We start from the raw sequence: 1,011 nt of genomic DNA on the forward strand, positions 1-1,011 counted from the left end.
CATCGGTACGGCCGGCGACCGGGGTGCCGACCGGGACGTCCTCGCCGGCGCCGAGCCGGGACAGCAGCACGCCCAGCGCCGCCTGCAGCACCATGGCCGGGGTGACACCGTGGTCCACGGCCAGCTTCCGCAGGCCCGCGTGCAGTTCAGCAGGGACGGTCAGCTCGATGTCGCCCCCGCGATGGGTGGCCACAGCCGGTCGCGGGCGGTCGAAGGGGAGCGCCAGCTCCTCCGGGAGGTCGGCCAGCGCGTCGCGCCAGTACCCCAACTGCCGTGCCAGCAGGCCGTCCTCATCCTGCTCGGACCCCAGCAGTTCGCGCTGCCAGAGCGTGTAGTCCGCGTACTGCACCGGCAGTGGCACCCACCCGGGCGCACCGCCGGCCACTCGCGCCGCGTACGCGGCCGACAGGTCACGCCCCAGCGGGGCCATCGACCAGCCGTCACCGGCGATGTGATGAAGCGTCAGCAGCAGCACCTGCTGCTCGGGAGCCAGCGTGAAGAGGGAAGCGCGCAGCGGCAGTTCCGTCGCCAGGTCGAACGGCTGCCCTGCCGAACGGTTCACTGCGGCAGCCAACTCGTCCTCGTCGCCGACCGGCTCGACGGAGAGACCGATCGAGACCTCCTCGGTCGGCAACACCCGCTGCACCGGCCGTCCGTCGACGACGGTGAGGACGGTCCGCAGGACGTGGTGCCGGTCGATCACATCGCGCAGCGCGGCCTCCAGCGCCTCCTGGTCCACCGCACCCGAAAGGCGCACGGCGGCAGGGATGTTGTACGTCGCGTTCGGCCCGTCCAGCTGCCCGAGGAACCAGAGCCGCTGCTGGGCGAAGGACAGCGGCACCTGCCCGAGTCCTTGACCGCCGGCCACGACCGGCGGGCGAACGGGCTCGCCGGGGACGAGGTGACGCGCCAGGGCGGCGGGGGTGGGGGCTTCGAAGAGGGTGCGGAGGGGGAGTTCGGTGCCGAGGGTGGTGCGGATGCGGCTGGTGAGGCGGGTGGCGAGGAGGGAGT

Annotated in this window: 1 protein-coding gene; it reads right to left on the minus strand. The window is 73.0% G+C overall.

What is annotated here, in order from left to right; translation table 11 throughout:
- The coding region (locus ACFV0O_RS41515) for a condensation domain-containing protein (RefSeq protein ID WP_380350288.1) at positions 1 to 1,011 on the minus strand (1,011 nt) is incomplete at both ends.

This window comes from Kitasatospora sp. NPDC059577, from assembly GCF_042735475.1.
GTDB lineage: Bacteria > Actinomycetota > Actinomycetes > Streptomycetales > Streptomycetaceae > Kitasatospora.